Origin of the sequence: Paenibacillus sp. PvP094 (assembly GCF_040546835.1) — a bacterium.
In the GTDB taxonomy this organism is placed as follows: Bacteria; Bacillota; Bacilli; order Paenibacillales; family Paenibacillaceae; genus Paenibacillus; species Paenibacillus illinoisensis.
Map to the genome: position 1 here is coordinate 3025024 of NZ_JBEPOM010000001.1, position 17013 is coordinate 3042036.

The 17013-nt window shown below is 46.7% G+C and carries 15 protein-coding genes and 1 riboswitch; of the genes, 9 read left to right on the forward strand and 6 right to left on the reverse strand.

Annotated elements, in window-relative coordinates; genetic code table 11:
• Window positions 1–78 precede the first annotated feature (78 nt).
• Window positions 79–1557: an amino acid permease gene (locus ABIC22_RS13905; protein WP_095292413.1), complete on the reverse strand. Its 1479-nt coding sequence runs from the start codon at window positions 1555–1557 to the stop codon at window positions 79–81.
• A 117-nt stretch (window positions 1558–1674) separates the two neighbouring features.
• Window positions 1675–1896: riboswitch (Lysine riboswitch) on the reverse strand.
• A 145-nt stretch (window positions 1897–2041) separates the two neighbouring features.
• Complete coding sequence (locus ABIC22_RS13910) at window positions 2042–3184, reverse strand: virulence factor (protein ID WP_127539846.1); 1143 nt, start codon at window positions 3182–3184, stop codon at window positions 2042–2044.
• 225 nt (window positions 3185–3409) lie between these two features.
• On the opposite strand from ABIC22_RS13910, the gene ABIC22_RS13915 reads away from it, so the two are divergent.
• Window positions 3410–3874 (forward strand): hypothetical protein, encoded by a 465-nt coding sequence (locus ABIC22_RS13915; RefSeq protein ID WP_354481511.1) that lies wholly within the window; start codon window positions 3410–3412, stop codon window positions 3872–3874.
• Window positions 3875–3889: 15 nt separating this feature from the next.
• Here ABIC22_RS13915 and ABIC22_RS13920 read toward each other — a convergent pair whose 3' ends face one another.
• A complete protein-coding gene (locus tag ABIC22_RS13920; RefSeq protein WP_127539850.1) occupies window positions 3890–4588 on the reverse strand; it encodes a response regulator transcription factor in 699 nt (232 codons plus the stop codon).
• A gap of 341 nt (window positions 4589–4929) precedes the next feature.
• Between ABIC22_RS13920 and ABIC22_RS13925 the strand changes: the two genes are divergently transcribed.
• From ABIC22_RS13925 to ABIC22_RS13950, 6 genes are all read left to right on the forward strand, one after another.
• Window positions 4930–7776, forward strand: coding sequence for an ATP-binding protein (locus ABIC22_RS13925; RefSeq protein ID WP_354481514.1), 2847 nt, complete (start codon window positions 4930–4932; stop codon window positions 7774–7776).
• Window positions 7777–8133: 357 nt separating this feature from the next.
• Entirely contained in the window at window positions 8134–9480 is a 1347-nt protein-coding gene (locus ABIC22_RS13930) for a cytochrome ubiquinol oxidase subunit I (RefSeq protein WP_127539853.1), read from the forward strand.
• Complete coding sequence (locus ABIC22_RS13935; RefSeq protein WP_127539855.1) at window positions 9477–10511, forward strand: cytochrome d ubiquinol oxidase subunit II; 1035 nt, start codon at window positions 9477–9479, stop codon at window positions 10509–10511. Before ABIC22_RS13930 ends, ABIC22_RS13935 begins: the two co-directional genes overlap by 4 nt.
• 5 nt (window positions 10512–10516) lie before the next feature.
• Window positions 10517–10669, forward strand: coding sequence for a cytochrome bd oxidase small subunit CydS family protein (gene cydS / locus ABIC22_RS13940; protein ID WP_164764332.1), 153 nt, complete (start codon window positions 10517–10519; stop codon window positions 10667–10669).
• Window positions 10670–10736: 67 nt separating this feature from the next.
• Entirely contained in the window at window positions 10737–11777 is a 1041-nt protein-coding gene (locus ABIC22_RS13945; RefSeq protein WP_354481519.1) for an MBL fold metallo-hydrolase, read from the forward strand.
• A gap of 205 nt (window positions 11778–11982) precedes the next feature.
• Window positions 11983–13608 (forward strand): ABC-F family ATP-binding cassette domain-containing protein, encoded by a 1626-nt coding sequence (locus tag ABIC22_RS13950; protein ID WP_127539860.1) that lies wholly within the window; start codon window positions 11983–11985, stop codon window positions 13606–13608.
• Between the two features lie 111 nt (window positions 13609–13719).
• Here the strand turns inward: ABIC22_RS13950 and ABIC22_RS13955 are convergent, their stop codons facing one another.
• Window positions 13720–13908: a hypothetical protein gene (locus tag ABIC22_RS13955; protein WP_095292429.1), complete on the reverse strand. Its 189-nt coding sequence runs from the start codon at window positions 13906–13908 to the stop codon at window positions 13720–13722.
• 291 nt (window positions 13909–14199) lie between these two features.
• Between ABIC22_RS13955 and ABIC22_RS13960 the strand changes: the two genes are divergently transcribed.
• Window positions 14200–15087, forward strand: coding sequence for a cation diffusion facilitator family transporter (locus ABIC22_RS13960; RefSeq protein WP_127539862.1), 888 nt, complete (start codon window positions 14200–14202; stop codon window positions 15085–15087).
• A 90-nt stretch (window positions 15088–15177) separates the two neighbouring features.
• Here ABIC22_RS13960 and ABIC22_RS13965 read toward each other — a convergent pair whose 3' ends face one another.
• Window positions 15178–15642, reverse strand: a complete 465-nt coding sequence (locus tag ABIC22_RS13965) for a hypothetical protein (protein ID WP_095361778.1) — start codon at window positions 15640–15642, stop codon at window positions 15178–15180.
• A gap of 409 nt (window positions 15643–16051) precedes the next feature.
• The gene (locus ABIC22_RS13970) at window positions 16052–16216 is read right to left on the reverse strand and encodes a DUF1328 domain-containing protein (RefSeq protein ID WP_082704249.1); all 165 of its coding nucleotides are present in this window, start codon (window positions 16214–16216) and stop codon (window positions 16052–16054) included.
• Window positions 16217–16433: 217 nt separating this feature from the next.
• Between ABIC22_RS13970 and ABIC22_RS13975 the strand changes: the two genes are divergently transcribed.
• Complete coding sequence (locus ABIC22_RS13975) at window positions 16434–16946, forward strand: DUF948 domain-containing protein (RefSeq protein ID WP_110821722.1); 513 nt, start codon at window positions 16434–16436, stop codon at window positions 16944–16946.
• Window positions 16947–17013: the final 67 nt, after the last annotated feature.

Genomic DNA, 17013 nt, shown 5'->3' on the forward strand with positions numbered 1-17013 from the left:
GCCTTAATGGTATACAAACAAATCCCCCTGCTTCTAAACCGTTGAGAACGGTCAGAAGCAGGGGGATTTTTTATACGTTTACTGCGCAGAGGAATCCGTAGGGGAGAAGTCACATTCCTGCAGCGGCACCACTTTGGTTTTCTTGATCCACTTGTAACCAAGCCATAGAATCAGGAACAGCGGTACACTCAGGTAGGCAACAAGCGCTCCGCTCCAGTCGATCTGGTCGCCCGTAAAGGCCTGATAGTTCTGACCGATAATGACGATGATACAGAGTACAAAAGCGAATATCGGTCCGAACGGGAACCAGCGTGCCCGATAAGGCAAGTCTTTCAAGTCCCTGCCCTGGGCAACATAAGCCCGGCGGAAGCGATAATGGCTGATTGCGATGCCTAGCCAGGTGATAAATCCGCACATGCCGGAGGCATTCAGCAGCCAGGTATACACAATACCATCACCGAACAGGGAAGCGAGAAACGCCAGCATACCGACAGCTGTAGTTACAAGCAGGGCATTCATTGGAATGCCTTTTTTGTTCAGTCGTGCAAGGAAACGCGGCGCCTTGCCATCACGGGCAAGAGCATAGAGTACCCGGCTTGAAGCATACATGCCAGAGTTGCCGGCAGACAGCACAGAGGTCAGAATGACCGCATTCATTACCGAAGCTGCAATGGCAAGCCCGGCTTTTTCAAATACTAGCGTAAATGGACTGACACCGATGTTGTTCAGATCACCTTTGAGCAGGTTCGGATGCGTATACGGGATGATCAAACTGATTACCGTGATGGCCAAAATATAGAAGATCAAAATCCGCCAGAATACCTGCCGAATGGCACGAGGCACATTCTCACGCGGATTTTCACTTTCACCTGCAGCAACACCAATGAGCTCGGTTCCCTGGAAGGAGAACCCTGCAGCCATGAATACACCAAGTACGGCGAAGAATCCGCCATGGATGGGCGCATCACCCACTGTAAAGTTGCTGAAACCAACTGCTTCTCCGCCCATAATACCGAAGATCATCAGCACACCCACGGTCAAAAAGATAATGACGGTAGCCACTTTGATGATGGCAAACCAATATTCCGATTCGCCATAACCTTTAACAGACAGCACATTCAGAGCAAAGATTAAAACGAGAAATAGCAGGCTCCATAACATGGACGAGCTGTCAGGGAACCAATACTTGATGAGTACCGTAGCTGCAGCCAGTTCGGCTGCAATGGTGACGGCCCAGTTGTACCAGAAATTCCAGCCCATGGCGAAGCCAAGTGCGGGATCGACGAAACGAGCAGCATACGTATTAAATGAACCGGAGTCAGGCATAAATGTAGCCAGTTCTCCAAGGCTTGTCATCAGAAAGTAAACCATGATACCGACGGCGGCATATGCAATCAATGCACCACCCGGTCCGGCTGTGGAGATGGCGGTACCACTTGCGAGGAACAGCCCTGTACCGATGGAGCCACCGAGGGCAATCATCGTCATATGCCGTGCACGCAATCCTTTTTTCAGCGAACCGTTTCCTGCTGTTGTTTGCTTGTTGCGGTCTTGCAATGAAAACACTCCTTCACTCAGCGTACTGATGATATGGATCAATGGCACTATACACACAAAAGACCGCAGGCTTCAGCCTGCGGTCTTATTATCCATTGTCCGCACCTGTCCCAGATGTTATAAGATAGCTCAACACAGAAGAATTCATACCCACCCATGCGGGCTGGTGTGTATCTCTGTGACAGTTCTGTACCTTTCGGCAGCAGCCCCAACCATACTGGACAAATGTAAGGAACCGTCCAGCAGGCTTCGGCGGGTGCACCTTTCGGCTGATCTCATGAGCGGCTCCTTAGCGCCTCCTTCAGCTTACTGATCGCACCCGCGACCTCTACCTCATCATCGTGGATGAGGTGTATCTATTGTCTATGAAATTATTGAATAGCAGAACGTTACATGCCATGTTCTGTTGCTCAAATAGACATTCAGTATACCTTTCCTTGTTTCATCATGCAATAACAAAAGTTGGATGTTCTTTTAACAAGGACTATTCCGTCTTTTTGTTACGTCCGGCCATTTGCTGCCATACGGTACCTGCAGCCTGTTCACCGGATTCAATTCGCTCCAGTGCCATCTTGGCCTGCAGGCTAACCTCAAATTCGGGATCGTCCGCTGCCTTCCGCAGAGCTTGTTCTGCTTCTTCGGTTCCCACTTCATATAAGAAACGGGCTGCCCGCCAGCGCACCAGTTTGCTGCTGTCGGTGAGCGTAGCCGTCATCGCAGCGGTTGCAGCCGGGTCGCCGATATCGGACAAGGTGTCTCCAGCGGTACGACGTACGGCAGGGGAGCTGTCTTTGAGTGCTTCATACAGCAATTCCATGGCTTCCGGCGTTTTGATGTCCCCAAGATAGACTACTGCCAACCGGCGGATCTGCATTTTACTGTCATGCAGGGCGCGGGCAATAAGCGGCAATCTCTCTTCTGTAGGTTCCATACCGTCAAAAGCTGCATAGCGTACATTCCAATCCTCACTGCTCAGTGCTTCTTCCAGCTCGGCACCTTCGAGCTTGCGGCGGCGTTCCACAAACTCTTCTGTATTGGTTCCGTGCGCAATGGCCTGTTCAATGACCTGCTTCAGACGCTCCGGAGGATAGGCTGCCTCCAGCTCCTGCTCAACCTCACGGGCAATATCCGGCAATTCACCGTACCGTACGCCGTAATCACTTAATTTACGTTCTTTGATCAGCGTTGCACTGGCCACTTCGGTAACGGCCTTAACGAATCGATCGGAGAGAGAAATTCGTTCTTCTTTTGCACCGGCCTTAACCCGAATCTGCATCGGAACACCGCGGAAAAACTGTACAAATACTTGTGCTTCGCCAAAGTGCTCACCTGATGCATCCTCGGATTCAATCCAGTCGAGGTCAATGCCTTGCTGGCCCAGACGGTTCTGGACTTCCCCCAGAATGACGGACCAGTCGGCATTCCCCTTGCGATCCAGCGCAACGAAGTCCGTGGTATGAAATACACTTTTAACGCCAGGAATATGGAGCATTTGGCGGATAAACGCTGGAGCAGAACGTTCATTATCCAGCGTGTAGGTTCTGCGGATCCCGTCTTCGAGACGCTCATCGAGGTGAAGCATCATCGTATTGGGACTGGGTGTTGGTTCAATGGAAACAATATTCATCGGTTCATAACCTCCTGTACCGGATTCATCATTTAAGTTCCCGTGATAGCAACGGGTATATCCCTATTTTACATGAATGGAGGCAAACTGCGAAATGGATGACAAACCTTACATAGTTGTGTGAGAAGTACTAAGATAGTTAACACTTCTTTCATGTTCACTCACAAACATTTTTAAATGAAGATCGGCACAATAAGTAGAATGAAACAACTGGAGGTTACAACTATGGAACGTATAACAGTACTTTCGGACGGAAGCCGCGGTATTGCTTATGAGCATATTATCGAATTGTTTAACGAGTGGATGGAGGAAGAGCAGGAAGAATGCATCCGAGGCGAGGAACAAAACCAGAAGATGGTTTCAAGGTCTGCTTGGGGCCGTTCCCGTTATTGCATTGTCGATTACATGGATGCAAGCCAGGCCGTATCGGCATCCAATGCCATTCGTGCCTTTTTGCCAAAGCTGCCACTGCTGGTTATTACCGATTTCCAATCGTTGATTCGCAGACAGCATGTGCAGCAGATTACAGGTAATGGCCTCATTAAGATGATGCTGTGGAATCCGAGCGAGCCACATCAGCTTTATTTGGACATTCAGAAATGGTTGTACTCCACACTGCAGGATCAAGAAAAAGCCATGCCCTCTGCCATGTCGATACAGAAATACACACGGAGAGGGCATAGCCACTAGTTAAGGAATATTGAATTAAGTCACATACTTATAACCTGTTCCCCAAACGGTCTTGATATAGCGTGGATTTTTGGGGTCGGGTTCGATTTTCTTACGCAAGCTGGAGATATGTACATCAATGGTACGGTCCAGGTAGGCTCGTTCCGATCCTTTAATTCGGTCCATAAGCTCATTACGGGTAAATACTTTACCCGGATATTTGTACAATTCTTTCATGATCTCAAATTCAATATGAGTGACTTCGATTTCTACTCCGTTGACGAACAGTGTCCGTCTATATTCATTCACAGTTACATGTCCCGTATGTTCTGATGGTTTATCCTCTTTTGCTGGTTTATCAGGATACGAAATGGCGGATCTGCGCAGCAGTGCCTTGATCCTTGCGTCCAGCTCCTTCAGACTAAAAGGCTTACAAAGAAAATCATCAGCACCGTTATGTAATGCTCGGAGCCGGTCATTCAGCATTGTACTTGCTGAAATCATGAGAATCGGTACAGTGGAATGCTGGCGAAACGCATCTACCAGATCATTTCCATCCATTTCCGGCAGCATCAGATCAGTCACAACAATATCCGGCCCGAACTGCGGGAAAAGTTGAAGTGCCTCACGGGCATGATGAACCCGTTCTGTTATGTATCCTTCCTCCTCAAGAAAGAAAGCAATCATGTCAGCCAGATTTTTCTCATCTTCTATAAGAAGTACTTTGATAGACATAGAGGTCTCACTCCTGATGAAAAGAATTTGTTAAGAAATTACTAAAAAAAAGCTGAGTTTAGTGTAGAAATACCACAAATTTTTTAATGTTTATATTCCAATATATAGGATGTATATGTAGGGGAGTACAAACTTGAGAAGAGCTTCAGTATTTTACCATAGCTGTGGCTATTTTGCCGACAAATCAAATTTTTCCAATAGAAAAACCTTTTAATATATACAGTATAATGTATCAGGGGGATTTGAGGAAAGAAAAGTAGATAGAACCGCTCTCGTTTATAGGAGGTACCAACGTTGTTGTTGAATACGGATATAGAACTAGGCCAAGAGGATTGTAGTCCATGCTTCGAATAATGGCCGCCAAAATGCTGGTATGGATTGTAGAGAAATTGCGAATCGCTTGGATAGGTACTGTGATTCTCATCGTGCTTGGAGCCTTGGGAAGCATATACCCACTTACGTTGTTTTATGGCGTCCAGTTGATGTTCGGCAGTGCAGCAGTCCTTGTTGCCCTACGCTTGCATGGCGGAATGTATGGTTTTATCACCTTTGCTGCAATTAGTGGAATACATCTGCTTTATAATGGGCCAACTTCACATTGTCTCTACATGGTCTTTGGTCATTTTATTGAGTTGCTCTGGATGCTGGGCTGGCAGATGCGTTGGAAGAACGGAAGCATTATGAAGGCGAATGCCGTGTTTTGGGTTGTGATGTTATTACCTGTCTTGGGGTATGGGCATTATATCCTGAACATGAATCTGGATGAAGTAAAGTATGCATACATGCATATTGCCGTGGTCAGTATGGTTAACGCGCTAATTGCCGGAATCATAATAGACTTCTGGATCACCAACGGCGAGCATCCATCGAAAAGGACAGGCACCATCCCGCTTAGCCGAATTGCTTTTAAATATGTGGTCGTGTTTGTTGTTGTGGTCTCTCTATTTCTTTTATCAGCTGATAGCCGCAGACAGTTAAGTCAAATTCATGAAACGATTATATTAAATATGAAACACGCAGCCAATGCAGTGACGCAGGATCTGGATGAACGATTTTTGACGGTTCAAAATATGCAGCGGGGCATGGAGCGTTATCATCATCTATTGGATGTAAACGTCATTATTCTGGATAAGAATGATCGCGTGATTGCATCCGGGCTGGATACCGTAATCATTGGCGAATATTTAAATACAAGCAATTATCGTTATCTGAAAGAGGGGGAGTCCTCCATTATCTTCCGTTCAGGAGACGCTTATTACAGCGATGCGCTCACCTACTGGAAGCATGCTTCATTTATCTATAAAGCAGATGTGGAGTCAGATACTTCGTACCGTGTGTATGTGGAGACAAGTTCAGCCAATTATTATTCACGGATTGAAAGGATCTATCTGACTACCCTGCAGAGTCTGTTTCTCATTTTTGTAACCTCGATGGTTGTGGCTGCCCCATTAAGCCGAAAGGTGGTGAGTCCTCTGATCAGGCTTACTCGGATGACTGGCTTACTCCCAAGATTATTATTTCGTAAAGGCAAAATGGATTGGCCAACAAGCCATGTCATGGAAGTTCAAATTTTGATTGGCAATCTGCGCAAAATGGCAGATGTTCTGCTTGAACAATTCGAACAGATCCGCCAGGATAAATTAACACTGGAGGACAGGGTTCGTGCACGGACCAAGGAACTGAAAAATAGTGAGGAAATCAAACGCGCTATTATCGATTCATCCATTGATGCCATTATTGCTGTGGATTCCAACGGACTGATCATTGAGTTCAATCCCGAAGCCGAAAGAATGTTTGGGCTAAAACGGGAAGAGGTCGTTCTTGAGACCGATGCTCCGTCCCTTTTTCAGGGGGCGAGTTGCGTGGAAATCAAAGGAATGCTGGAGCGATACGAATATATCCGGGGCAAGCGGCATGCCAATGTCGAGGAGATATCAGGCATTCGCAGAGATGGTTCGGTTTTCCCGATAGAATACAAAATTGTGGAGATTCAGCTCGGCAACAATGAGAAGCTGTATAACTTGTTTATCAAAGATATTACGGATAAAACACGAGCAGAAGAAGAACGTGTGCGTCATGCACTCGCGCTCGAGAAACTGAATGCAGAATTGTTTAATGAGAAAATTGCAATTCAGGAACAGCGCGATATCAGTGAACACTTTATTGAATCCGTTCGGGAAGGGCTGGTCATGTCCGATCGCTCTGGCATGATTACCATCGTTAACCGAAGGGTCGAGGAAATGTTCGGCCTTGGTAACTTTCTGGGCAGATCCATTGAAGAATTTGCTCAAGCCATGGATAAGGTTGTCCTGACGGATGACTTCAATCTGGTGGAGCAAACGAAGGCTTTTTTGCACGGGGAACGTGCTTTTGTGGAGACCGAATTCAGTTTTAATAACAAGGAAAAAAGCGTATTTTCCCTCTATATTAAACAAGTGGATGTGCCTGGCAAAAACCATGGGTTCCTGCTTGTGTTCCGCGACCGTACGGAAGAAGAACGCCTGAATCGAATGAAAAACGAGTTGATAAGCGTGGTATCCCATGAGCTGAGGACCCCAGTCGCAACCATTATGGGTTATGTAGAATTAATGATGATGTATGATTTACCTGCTTCACAGCGACAGGAGTTTATGGAAACGATCTCGTCGGAGGGCAGCCGGCTTAGCAGCCTGCTTGAGGATGTACTGGACATCCAGCGTCTGGACAACGACAGCATGACTTATCATATGACCTATGTACCGCTGCTGGAATTAGTGGAGGGTGTTGCCGAGCAATGGAATATCAAATCCATCCAGCGTATCTATGTGCATGCCTTTAACGGCGATTTCTTTGCTTATGCAGACCAGAATCGGATGACCCAGGTGCTTCACAATCTGATTGGCAATGCAGTGAAATACTCGCCAGGAACCGAACGGATTGACATTACCATGTGGGAAGAAAATGAGTGGATATGCATTGATGTACGCGACTACGGAATCGGTATTCCGGAGAATGTGCAGGACCAGCTGTTTACGAAGTTTTATCGTGTGGATAACTCAGACCACCGGCAGATCGGTGGAACCGGACTCGGACTGTATATCTCACGCAAAATTGTCGAAGATCATCATGGAACGATTACGTTTATATCCGCAATTGGCAAAGGAAGTACCTTCAAAGTACGTTTGCCCAAGCAGGAGGATCTCCTCTAGGCAGGGGAGTTGTTCAGAGATGCCATGTTGCTGACGGGATACACATCACTAAGTCTTTATTTTTCAGTGAACTCTACACTGAAAGGTAAAGGCTTTTTTTGTTTTTCAAATTTTCAGGATAAAAAACCATGAACTTTTGCAAACTGTCTATAGCGCCATAATTTGCATCGGATTAAAAGGAGGATGGCAGGTATATGTTTCGCAAGCAGGAGAAAACACTCATTATTGTCTGCCTGGTCGCAGCAGTGGTCGTACTGTATGCCGTTGTGAAAAGTATCATGCGTATCATGAGTTATTGAGCTATTAGGACAAGCAGATACATGAAGCTGTACATCATGATGAAGAGGAGTGTCACCCATGTCATCGCTGGACCCTGTTCTGCTCAGCCGGATTCTGACCGGTCTGACCCTGGCTGTACATATTATATTTGCCTCCATCGGCGTAGGCGTTCCGCTAATGATTGCGCTGGCCGAATGGAGGGGGCTGAGAACTAACGATATCCATTACACCTTGCTGGCACGCAGATGGGCACGGGGATTTGTCATCACCGTAGCTGTAGGTGTCGTCACCGGAACCTCCATCGGTCTTCAGCTTAGCCTGCTGTGGCCGATGTTTATGCGGGTCGCGGGTCAGGCGATTGCGCTGCCACTATTTATGGAGACGTTCGCTTTTTTCGTGGAAGCAATCTTTCTGGGAATCTACCTGTACACATGGGATCGGTTCAAGAAGAAATACACACACATGCTTCTGCTTATTCCGGTAGCACTGGGATCTTCCGCTTCGGCCATATTCATTACAACCGTAAATTCCTTTATGAACCAGCCGCAAGGCTTTACCTTGATTAATGGCATCATGAAGGACATCCATCCGATTGCAGCCATGCTGAACCCGGCTACACCTACCAAGGTTTCTCACGTGCTGGGATCTTCATATACGCTCAGCGCCGGTATTCTTGCAGGTATTGCTGCTTTCAGTCTGCTTCGTGGCCGGGACCATGTCTATTACAAAAAGGCACTCAAGCTCACTACGGTATGTGCCCTCGTATTTGCGGTTAGTACAGTCATGATTGGCGACTCCTCCGGCAAGTTTTTGGCCAAATACCAGCCGGAGAAGCTGGCAGCGGCAGAATGGCACTTCAAGACCATGAAGGAGGCCCCGCTCGTCTATGGCGGAATACTTGACGAGAATAATGAGGTGAAATATGCGATTGAAATTCCGTATGCGCTCAGTATTCTCGCGGGAAATCGTCTGGACACCGAAGTGAAGGGACTGGAAGAGTACCCTGCTGATCTGCGGCCGCCGTTGTCCATTCACTACATGTTTGATTTGAAGGTAACGACAGGTGTGATCATCCTGCTGATTCCTGTTCTGTATGTGTTTCGCCGCTGGCTTCCTGGACGAAAACCATATCCGAAATGGCTCCTGCTCGGTATCGTTTTTCTCGGTCCGCTGGCGATGATCGCCATTGAGCTGGGTTGGATGTTTGCGGAGGTAGGCAGGCAGCCATGGATTTTGCGGGGATACATGAAAGTGTCCGAAGCAGCTACTACCTCTACCTCTGTAGGGTGGATGCTCGTTCTGTTCATCCTGTTATATCTGGTCCTGTGTTTTTCTGCTATTCGGGTACTCAGCAAGCTGTTCCGGAATAAGGAAGCTGAGAAAGAGCTGGAGTCGCTTGGACTTGAGGGAGGGATTGTCCATTGAGCTTCGAAATTGCTGGCATTGCGATATTATGGACATTTTTGTTTGGTTATTTGATTGTGGCTTCCATTGATTTTGGAGCAGGATTTTTCAGTTTTTATAGCTTGCTCACAGGGCATGAGAACAAAATCCATAACATTATTCAGCGCTACCTGTCACCGGTGTGGGAAGTGACGAATGTGTTTCTGATCTTTTTCGTGGTTGGATTGGTAGGGTTCTATCCGGATAGTGCCTTTTATTATGGAACAGCTCTTCTGGTCCCCGGCTCCCTGGCTATTGTGCTGCTAGCTATTCGGGGGGTCTACTACGCGTACAACACCTATGGCAATCATGGTAAAAACAGTCGCATCTACATGGCTTTATATGGTGCGACGGGATTATTGATCCCGGCTGTCTTTTCCACGATTTTGGCCATTTCAGAGGGTGGAATTATTGAGCAGGTTGGTGAGCAGGTGTTTTTTCGCTGGGGTGAATTCCTGACGAACCCATATACCTGGTCGGTTGTACTGCTTGCGCTCGTCAGTGTGCTTTATATTTCGGCGATGTTTCTGTCCTATTATGCCAAGAGAGCTGAAGATGAGATGGCATTTGAAGTGCTGAGGGAATACGCACTGCTGTGGAGCTTGCCCACGATTTTTGCCAGCTTCCTGGCGTTCCTGCAGATTAACAAACAGAATCCCGTGCACTTTGAGCAAATGGTCAATATTTCGTGGATGTTTATCGCATCATTTATTTGTTTTGTTATTGCGGTCTCTCTTGTATGGAAGCGAAAGTACCTCGGTTGGTGCTTCATCGCCGTAATGCTTCAATTCGCCTTCGCCTGGTATGGATACGGCAGGTCGCATCTGCCCTATATCCTGTATCCGTACATTAACATCTATGACAGCTTTACCAACCGGACGATGGGGATTGCGCTCATCACGGCATTCAGTCTTGGTCTGCTGGTGCTGATTCCGTCGCTAATCCTCATCATGAAGCTGTTCCTGTTTGATGCGAATTACGTCCGTGGCCAATCGGGTAAAAAGAAAGGATGAACCTCATGAATCTGGAAGGGGCAACAGGCATTCCGGGCATAACGGGTTTGAGCTTCTTTGAGGAATTCACGATCATGTATGCACCGCCGCTCATTATTGTTGCTGCGATTGCGTTTCTGTTCGTGTATCTGGCAGTAAGCAAAAACCCAAAAGATTAATCCGCCTCTCTTTTTTCAAAAAGGCTTAGGTTGGGTTAAGATATTAGGAAGGGAGGAGGGCCCTTTCATGCCGAAAATCCGTTATAACAACATTGATAATGTAAGTACGGACAAAACGTTAAAGGAATTCAAGCAGTGGAGGGAGCAGCGGCGGAGCAAGGTGAAGGATTATTCATATACCGTGCCCAAACACCCGCCTGAGCTGGATTACCTGCATGCCAACCGGGATGAGACAACCATCACCTGGATCGGTCACTCCACTTTTTTTATTCAATATTATGGACTGAACATCGTAACTGACCCCGTGTGGGCCGAAAAAATGGGATTTCAACGGAGACTGGGTCCCCCCGGTATTCCGATTCAAGATATTCCACCCTTGGATGTCATCCTGATATCCCATTCTCACTATGATCATTTGCATCTCGCTTCACTGCGGAAATTGGTTACCGCCAAAACCTTGCTGATTGTACCGGATGGGCTTAAACGAAAAATGGTGCGCAAGGGCTTCCACCGTTGCCATGAGATGAAGTGGTGGGAGCATACCGTGCTCGGAGGCGTCAAAATCACCTTTGTCCCGGCACAGCATTGGACCCGCCGGACGTTATTTGATACGAATACCTCCCACTGGGGCGGCTACGTACTGGAGCATCATCATGCGCTGACAACTTCGTCCGAGGAGAGTGCGGCTGCAAGTGAGCATAACGAGTCGTCCTTGGATTCAACAACGCAGACATTGCAGCAATCAGAGGGACCGCCTGTTTTGTATTTTGTTGGGGATACAGGATATTTTCAGGGTTTCAAAACGATTGGAGAACGCTTTGACATCGGTGTTACGTTAATGCCGATTGGTGCCTATGAGCCCGAATGGTTTATGACGTCCCAGCACGTCACGCCGGAAGAAGCGCTGCAGGGATTCGTGGAGTCCGGTTCACAGCTTATGGTTCCGATGCATTATGGTACGTTTAAACTCGCGGATGATACGCCTAGGGAAGCGCTGGATCGGCTGGAAGTTGAACGTGAACGACTCGGAATCCACAAAGAACGAATCCGGGTGCTCGGACACGGTGAGACCCTGCGTATTCGTCATGAGGATCATAGAAAGAGCTAACAAAAGCGGGCTATATATGCTAAGGTAAGGATAAATCCGCAGCAATTGCACAATTACCAAAACTTTAACGAGTAAAAAGCGGCTAATTTTCGAATTTGCCGTTTTTTTGTGTTATAATATGGTGCCAGAATAGGCTACGGGATATTGAATCCATGATTGCTATTTATGCAGTAGCAGATTATTAAAATAAAGGATGGTATGCTTAATGATTAGTACAAGCGGCATCACGCTCCGCTACGGAAAACGTGCACTTTTTGAAGATGTGAATATCAAATTCACGCCAGGCAACTGTTATGGCCTGATCGGCGCCAACGGAGCCGGCAAATCAACATTCCTGAAAATTTTGTCCGGTGAAATTGAAGCAAACTCGGGAGAGGTGCACATCACCCCGGGCGAACGTATGGCCGTTTTGAAGCAAAACCACTTTGAATATGATGAGTACCCGGTTCTCGAAACCGTAATTATGGGCCACAGCCGTCTTTACTCCATCATGAAAGAGAAGGATGCGCTGTATGCCAAAGCGGACTTTACAGAAGAAGATGGTCTGCGTGCCGGTGAGCTTGAAGGTGAATTCGCCGAGCTGAATGGCTGGGATGCTGAGCCGGATGCAGCGGCACTCCTGATCGGTCTGGGTATCGATCGTGACATGCATGAGAAGAAGATGACAGAGCTGAGTGGTAACGAGAAGGTTCGGGTCTTGCTGGCACAGGCGTTGTTTGGTACTCCAAACAATCTGCTGCTCGATGAGCCTACCAACCACTTGGATCTTGAATCCATTCAATGGCTCGAGAACTTCCTGATGGATTATGAAGGTACAGTTATTGTTGTATCCCATGACCGTCACTTCTTGAACAAGGTATGTACGCACATTGCGGATATCGATTTCGGTAAAATCCAGCTGTACGTAGGTAACTATGACTTCTGGTACGAATCCAGCCAACTGGCGCTCGCGTTGCAGCGTGATGCGAACAAGAAAAAAGAAGAGAAGATCAAAGAGCTGCAAGCCTTTATTCAACGCTTCTCGGCGAATGCGTCCAAGTCGAAGCAAGCAACTTCGCGTAAGAAACAGCTCGACAAAATCACGCTGGATGACCTTCGTCCATCAAACCGTAAATATCCGTTCATCAACTTCAAACCTGAGCGTGAAGCAGGCAAGCAATTGTTGACTGTCGATCGTATTAGCAAGTCAATTGATGGTGTGAACATGCTGAATGATATTAGCTTCGTGGTGAACAAAGGGGATAAAATCGCATTTGTTGGCCCGAATGGTAATGCCAAATCGCTGCTGTTTGACATCCTTATGGGTGAAGTGGAAGCGGATAGCGGTGAATATACTTGGGGTGTAACAACATCACAGGCGTATTTCCCGAAAGACAACTCCAAATATTTCGATGGTGTAGACATGACTCTGGTGGATTGGTTGCGTCAGTATTCCAAAGATCAGGATGAAACGTATCTTCGCGGATTCTTGGGTCGTATGCTCTTTTCAGGCGAGGAATCCTTGAAAAAGGCAAGCGTACTCTCCGGAGGAGAGAAAGTTCGCTGTATGCTGGCAAAAATGATGCAAACGGGTGCTAATGCACTGATTCTAGATGAGCCAACGAACCACTTGGATCTCGAATCTATTACTGCCCTGAACAATGGTATGATTGATTTTGACGGCACGATGCTGTTCACGTCCCATGACCATCAGTTCATCCAAACCATTGCTAACCGGATTATCGAAATTACGCCAAATGGCATTATTGATCGCCAAATGAGCTATGATGAATATCTGGAAAGTGAAGAAATTAAAGAACTGCGTAAAAAAATGTACCCGGTTGAAGCTTAATTCAAAATAAAATGTTGGGGTTCAGAACCCCAATGTAATAAAAAAGAACCGTAAGCCCTGTTGAAAGGAGCTTGCGGTTCTTTTTCTTGCATAAGCAAATCCGAGATTTCTCTAGGATCCACCTGTACGGCGGCGCTGATTGTTAGGCTTTTTATTGTTTTGGCTCTTCATCGCTTTTGGTCCGCCTTCAAAGTAGGCGCTGGATTGGTTACCAGAGTTCGCCTGTTGTTTCTTCTGCGCCAGTTTCTGGCGTATCGCATCCTGCAAACTGATTTTTTTCGGTTCAGTGTTTTCGCTCATCATTGTTTCCCTCCCGGTCTTACAGTAAGCCGTCCGAATTGGACGGGATGTACCTATTTTATACGTTTTGCAAAAGCCCCACAAGGGCAACCTGATAATAAGCGGGGATCCTTCACTTTTTGACTAGGCCAACACTTTTTCTCAAAGCCTACAGCCATGCGGTTTGGCAACTTTGTTTCGGCTTCCCTACAGCCATGCAACTTGGCAACACTGTTTCTATAGACCCACAAGGGTGGCATTTGGTACCATGTAAAAACCGTAATACGAAACGTAAAAGGAGTGTCGCCCGGTTTGAACGCTTATGAAGAAATACGTAAAGGGGAGCGGGGGGCTTGGGTCAGCATCGCAGCTTATCTGATCTTGTCCGCCTTCAAGCTAATCTGTGGATATTTATTCGCATCCAGCGCATTGCTGGCAGATGGTTTTAATAACCTCACAGATATTGTTGCTTCGGTTGCCGTATTGATTGGACTACGGATTTCTCAGAAACCGCCCGACTCAGATCATGCTTATGGGCATTTCAGAGCAGAGACCGTTGCTGCTTTAATTGCATCCTTTATCATGGCCATGGTTGGACTACAGGTTTTGGTTGAAGCCGTACGTTCATGGTATGAAGGGGACTTTGCAGCACCTAACTTATGGTCTGCTGCCGTCGCTGGAATCTGTGCGGTGGTTATGCTGGGCGTATACCGATATAATCATCGCTTGGCACTGCAGATTAACAATCAGGCGCTTATGGCCGCGGCCAAGGATAATCGGTCAGATGCCTGGGTGAGTATCGGAGCGGCAGTCGGCATTGTAGGGGCCCAATTTGGTTTACCGTGGTTGGACAAGGTAGCTGCAATTGCTGTAGGACTTCTGATTTGCAAAACCGCCTGGGAAATCTTCCGGGATTCCACGCATCGCTTAACGGATGGATTCGATCAAGATCAGTTAACGGATCTTAGGTCATCTGTAGCGCGAGTTCCTGGAGTAGAGATGATTAAGGACGTCAAGGCACGCGTACATGGGAGTCATGTGCTTGTGGATGTAGTCATTGAAGTGGATGGCGGGCTTAGTTTAATTGAAGGTCATCGGATCTGTGATGAAGTGGAGGAACGGCTGAAGCGTTCACACAATATAATGCATGTTCACGTGCATGTTGAGCCGAGAATGGAAGACTTAGCAGAACCTACATGAGTGATCTGAGCTAAATATTTTGTTAAAAAAAAGAGGACAGTCGCTATGAGCGCTGTCCTCTTTACTTATGTTCAGAACGATTATACGATACTATTTAATGGCAACGTGGATCCACGCTTTGCCTTTCCAAGTGTACACTTGAACCCATTCGCCACCATCGAAACCGTCTACAACTTCACCAGTTGTATCGATTACTTGGGCACTCAATGCACCGATTGGTTTACCGTTTGGTGCATCGTAGAACCAAGTGCGCTCCAGAAGATTAAGCAGCATGGTAGGTACAAGAACCTCATCACCTGGTTTTACAACAGGCTCGTCGAAGATTTTGTCATCATCCGTGCCATATGTTGCGCCAGTAACCGTTTCTGTTGTACCTTCAACGGTTTCAACAACCGGTTTGTTTACTTCAACAGCAGGTGTTGTTTCCACAGGTTTTGTTGCCTGGGTTCCTGTCTCCGGAGTTACTGTTCCAGTAACCGCTTCCTCAGCACCGGCAGCAGCAGCCATTGAACCCATCAAAGTCAAAGCAGCGGCAAAACTTACGATTTTTTTCATTGTTTTTTCCTCCTCGGATTAGGTATGTAATTTGTTGTTCTGTGTTAAAAGTAACCAAGCGACCTCACTTGTGAATCAACATTTTAACAATATTTTCTTTTATTCTCCAGAGTCAACTGGAGCAATTGTGGGTATATGGGAAGCTTGTAAATATCAGACCACAGTGGGAGAAAACCGGGCTGGCTATGTAAAAAAAGTCCTGTTTGTGGATAAAAATCCGGTTTAAAGAGAAGTGCGGATGGAATAGGGAAGAAAGGAGCGTAATACATAATAATTAGATGGGGGGACCTTATGCCCTGGGACAATCGATTCAAAAATGACAGACACATAACAAAAGCCTAGCGGCTTTTGCAAGCACGCTAGGCTTTTGTATGTAATCTGATGAAGAGATTATCCAAAGCAACCTGATTCATCGCATTCGGCTGCGTCCGGTAATCAGGGAGATTACGAACAATACAACAAAGATGAAGAAGAGGACTTTGGCAATGGAAGCAGCTGCCTCAACAATACCGAAAAAGCCGAAAATCCCTGCTACAAGAGCAATAACTAGAAATAGTACAGACCATTTCAACATGAGTATTCATCCTTTCGTTTGGGAATATGGGGTCAGCGATGTTCAATCCGCTGCCGTGTGTAGTTGTTCTTTAACCTGGGGGTTTTGTAATGAAACATCTATGGATTTTCCAAAAACAGGGAAGGTTGAAGTCCGTTCTAATTTTGTTTCGCGCCTGAAATGGTCGGGTAACTATAGCAATAACAAAACGATGTATATGAGAAAGCGAGGTTCTTCTATGATCTATCAAATTAGTGTGGCCTTGATTGCGGTGGCTTTTGCAGTATTGGTTTTCTTTTTGATTCGTACATTGAAATCGGCTCAGGGCTCACTGGACAACGTGTCCAAGACACTTCAGGAAGTTCAGAAAACGATTGATGAACTGAGTTATGAAGTGAAGCAGACGGTAAGGCATGCCAATGATATTACGGTTGATGTGCAGCACAAGATGAAACAAATTGATCCGGTAATGGAATCGGTTCAAAATTTGGGAGAGGTTTTGAATGAGGTGACCGAGGCGGCCAAACAGGTATCCACGACGATGATCGCCAAATTTCAAACCAAACGCAACAATCAAGAGCCGCAAAACAAACGTGCAGAGGTAGCTAAAGTACAGACAACGCCTGCAACACCTACGGATCGGACCCTTCAAAGTTATCAGGCTACATATAATGATACGGCAAAGGGCGGGAAAAATTGGGTGAAGTACATCGATCTGGCGGCTAATGTGTGGCAACGTATGCGTAAATAACATGACCGCTGTGTAATCCTGAATGTCTTTCAGAGCGGTGATGAACTGAACTTGATGAAAGGGTGAG